At 58.3% G+C, this 4,323-nt stretch carries 3 protein-coding genes; 1 reads left to right on the top strand and 2 read right to left on the bottom strand.

Annotation, left to right across the window (positions count from 1 at the left end; genetic code table 11):
* Window positions 1-505 precede the first annotated feature (505 nt).
* Window positions 506-1,510, top strand: a complete 1,005-nt coding sequence (locus J1M87_RS28320) for a hypothetical protein (RefSeq protein ID WP_206492959.1) — start codon at window positions 506-508, stop codon at window positions 1,508-1,510.
* Window positions 1,511-1,559: 49 nt separating this feature from the next.
* Here J1M87_RS28320 and J1M87_RS28325 read toward each other — a convergent pair whose 3' ends face one another.
* Window positions 1,560-1,907 carry a DUF86 domain-containing protein gene (locus J1M87_RS28325; RefSeq protein WP_206492960.1) on the bottom strand — a complete coding sequence of 116 codons (348 nt, stop codon included), beginning with the start codon at window positions 1,905-1,907 and terminating at the stop codon, window positions 1,560-1,562.
* Between the two features lie 36 nt (window positions 1,908-1,943).
* Complete coding sequence (locus tag J1M87_RS28330) at window positions 1,944-2,240, bottom strand: nucleotidyltransferase family protein (RefSeq protein ID WP_133729516.1); 297 nt, start codon at window positions 2,238-2,240, stop codon at window positions 1,944-1,946.
* Window positions 2,241-4,323: the final 2,083 nt, after the last annotated feature.

Raw genomic sequence — 4,323 nt, forward strand, 5'->3', positions numbered from 1 at the left:
CCACAACCCCCTAACCACACCCCACACACCACCAACAAGGCCCCGCCGACAACCCAGTCGACGGGGCCTTCCAGCACACCCACAACTCGCCACACGGACCGATCCCAATCAAAAGATGAGACCAGCAGCGACAAGCCCACTCTGAACCACCACTAGAATCATCCCAACGCCCCGTCCCTTGCGTAGTGCAGAAGGAAACCATGAGAGGTCCGGGGCCTGGTTGCGTTGGCCCGCGCACTGTCCTTGTCGACAAGGTCCGGAATATCGGTCGGCTAGTTGGGGGCATTCCCTAAGACTTTGCTGCAACCCAGACTTCGGGCGCTTTTCGCCGTAATCGTCTCAGAGCTCGGCGACCTCACTGGCGAGGGCAGCCAGTTGACCTCGATCGGGCACGCGGCCACGCCAGCCGTCACGGACGTGTACACGAATCTGTCGCTTGTCCGCGCATCAGAGCCGAGGGATACAGTCGGTCCATACCTTCAACGACAATGGCTGGTGGAACTGAATGGATACCGCGTGGGACATCGATCTTTCAGAGCCTCGCCTTGCGGCGGATCTGAAGAGCCGCAGGAACATGCTCAGTTCAGGGGGATATGAATGTCTGGGCTGCGGAGTTCCGGTGTCCCCCCAGGCCATAGAATCGCACAATATTCCGTCGCCCTACTTTGCCGCCCGCTCAGGATCACACGATGACGATTGCACCGTCGACGGCGACAAGAAGGACAAGAAGTCCACGGTCACAAACACTTGCCGCCCCAGCAAAAAGCGCCGGACCCATACCGGCACGTATCCGTCCGAACTGGTACTCGCCGAATCTCATGACCAGGTCGACAAGCGACATCCGAACCCGGAACACCGCATCTCATCACGATCGACACCGAACGATCCGTCTTCTCAGGGGAGAACGGGCCGATCGCAACGCGTCCGCACGCTGACATTTATCGCGAGAACATTCATTGAACTCCCTCTCGATCGCGCCGAGATGCCCCTTCATATCCCTGGTATCGACGCAGATCGCTACTCGACAGTCTTCAAACGCCTGAACGCCAAAGATGTCGATCAATACCCCGAACTACGGATATTCCACGCTGAACTCGCCTGGGCGTCCGAGATGCACTCCACGGATGAGAGCATCTCCATCCCGCTCTATGCCGGAACCCGTGACCCTCAGAACCCCGCACGTGTCATCGACGGCCACCGAGTAACAGTTATCTGGGCCCACTGGACACCGCGACTGCGTGCCCTCCTCAAGCACAACCTCCAAAAGCTCCGGGATCTCCAACGCGACCGCACACACTCGCCCACGCCAACTAAGTCCAAACCGCGCGTCTTCTTCGTGGGCCGACAAAACCCCACTGACCCAACCGAATTCGTCCTCGAACACCACGGACTCATCGCCACCTTCGACGCAACCCTCACCTACCCACCGAGGACAAGCCGACCACAATTCACAACGCCGAACAAACCCCGACGCCGGACAACTCCCCTACCGAGAAAACCCCGCCGATAGCTCACGCATCACGCACCCCCGGCGAGCGCTGCCTTCATCCCGCCGATACCTATCGCAGTTCGTTCAGAATCACTTCGATTCGATCTCGGACACCATCCAGCCGGTATTCGACGACGTCCCACATGATGCTCGGATTCACCTCACTGTAAGCATGAGAGATGATGTTGCGCATAGCGATCAACTTGTTCCACGTATCGTCGTGGTGCTCACGAAAGAACTCCGGAAACTGGTCACGGATCTTTGCGAGATGCTCCCCAGCTACCTGCACTCGCATCAAGGTTCCATCCCACAACAACGAATCGTTGACCAATGCGTCAATCGATCCCGGTCGCGAATCGCGAATCTTGACCAGAGCTTCAACGACAGCGGACAAGTGCGGAGCCGGAGTCTTCGACATGGGTGCCATCCTAGCTTCGCGCGGCACGATCGAAGTTCAGATGATTTTCACCAAGTCAGGTTCGATGTAGGGCGCGAAGTGCCTATTGAGCTGGGTGACGACATCCGCCCCGCCCGGCAACCGGCGGTTCAACTCCTCCTGCAAGGCCAAAAACGCCCAGGGGTCTCCGTCTGCCGCAAAAGTCACGAGCAGATCGAGGTCGCTGTCAGGACGCGCAGACCCGCGCGCGTAGCTTCCGAACACCCATGCTTCGGCTGCTCCGTAGCTCTTCAAAAGCTCGACCAGATCCGCAAGGGCAATTGGCAGTCGAAGCTCACTAACCGTCTGCGCCATAGCTGCAGTTTAGCGCCTTCCCACCAGCGTAAGCATCAGCTCGTCGGTAGTCGATATCGGGTTGGAGGACGCGGTCCTGATCCGAGTCGAGCTCGGATACCAGGCACTTACGACACGATTGCCCGTGGTCTCCCCACCCCGCACGTGCACCGACGCTCCTCGTTGAGGAAACAATTCCGTTGGTGGTACGGCATCGCGTACTCACCCCGGACCCTCGCCAGGAACGGGTCACCTAACGGATCGTTGTCGATCGAGCTTTCCCGGATTTCCTTGTCAGGGAACTTGTCGAACACCTTTTCCATCAGAAACAACCCCCACCGAGGCTGATACTTTCCTTCCGCGTGGAGCGCCTTGTCGAATCGGAACGGCTTTTCGAGGAAAACCCTCCGCGTTTGAATCACCCAGTCAATCCCCGACGGGTCAACATCGACGTATCCGACATGCTCGCCATCTCGATACACGTCGAGCGTCGCGCACCTGTTGACCCTTCCGGTCAAGGCTGGGTATCCGAAGTCGCGGTACTTCTCGACAAGTTCGGCTCGGGCTTCGTTCTCCCACTCGTCCCATTGCGGGTTCGTCTGATCTGTTTATGCAGACTCTCATCTCTAGTCGCTTCCCTGCCTCCAACGAGAGTGCCAGGGACATGGCATCTTTGCAGGTCAACCACGCACATTCAGGTACCGCCCCCTCCGGTGAGCTACCGCTGCCTCGTACCGTGATGTCGACGTGAAGTGCTCGCGAGATTCGCCGCAATAGAGGCGATTCCCTCCCTGGTCAAATTCGAGCGCACGAAACCCCTTCGTCACTCGCGCGCTCCATCGCACCCTCAAGGTCCACACACTCGCGAATAGCCATATCCCCGTAATAACAACACTATTCGGCGATACCCTTCACCTGACCGACATAATATGTGGCCCCTCAACAGCTTTCGCTAACATCATGCCCAGCAACGTGCATCACCAACCGAACGACGGCCCATCCGAATCTTCACGCGCCCGCAACGGATTCCCCACCGCGCCTCTCCGCTCCGCGAACGACAGCCCCGAAACCTCGCCCTCCGCCACCATCCTCGGATCGACCACCTTCAGAGCAGGCTCTTGCACGGGCACGGGCCGCAGCATCGCGGCGATCCGCTCATCTCTCCTCCTTTTCTCAGCCTCTTTCTCGTCCGCCAAGCATCTCCGCAATTCATCCGACCCCTCCGCATGATCCGGATGACCGGAACCTGACACCGGGCACGACACTTTCGCCACCAGACACTCCTCACCATTGACAACCTGGAGCCCACACCATAGCCCCAAAAGCCGTCCCTCCCTAGGCCGAACTTAACCCCACCGGGCAGACAAAAACTCTACGGACAAACAAGAAATCCCAACCAACAGCAGCCCCCACCAGCCACGACACACCGCCCTGACAAACCATCTCAACAAACAGTTTTCAGAACACCACGACGACACGACACACACAATCCAGTCCATTTCGTGACCTCGCGAGAGGTAGCCGACAACGATGACATCCAGATGACCCCTCATCACCTCTCCGAATCGCCCCAGGAACACCACCCAAGGGCGCAATCCGCATGGAACAGTTCGCGTGGCCCGTAAAGTGCCGGAACATGCACCCCAACGCAAAGAGTTCAGCGGCAGCCGTCGCCGTGTGTGCTGCGATCGTCGGGATCGTGTCGTGCGGCACGGACGTTCCGGAACCCAATGCCGTGGACGGTACAACGAGAATCAACACGACATATTCGCCCAAGGACGGACCGTACGAACCGCGACACGGGGGCGGATCGAATAAGCCCTATACACCGGATCCTTCGGTGTTCACTCCTGAACAAATCTATCTGTACTGGTTGGATGAGAAAGAGATTGTCTACTTCAACGATGACGAAGTAATAGTCATCGGGCGGACGTATTGCGACACTGCAGTGACAGCGCCGACTGTCACCGCAGATGCTGGTTGGGTCCCCAGGTAGAAGTCCAGTGTCTGTGTGAGTTTCGTGTCCGAGAATGGACACAGGAGGAAATTCACGAATCATGGCACGCAGACACACCCCCGAGCAGGTCATCGCCAAAGTCCGGCA

Origin of the sequence: Rhodococcus sp. KRD162 (genome assembly GCF_017168335.1) — a bacterium.
Classification (GTDB): domain Bacteria; phylum Actinomycetota; class Actinomycetes; order Mycobacteriales; family Mycobacteriaceae; genus Rhodococcoides.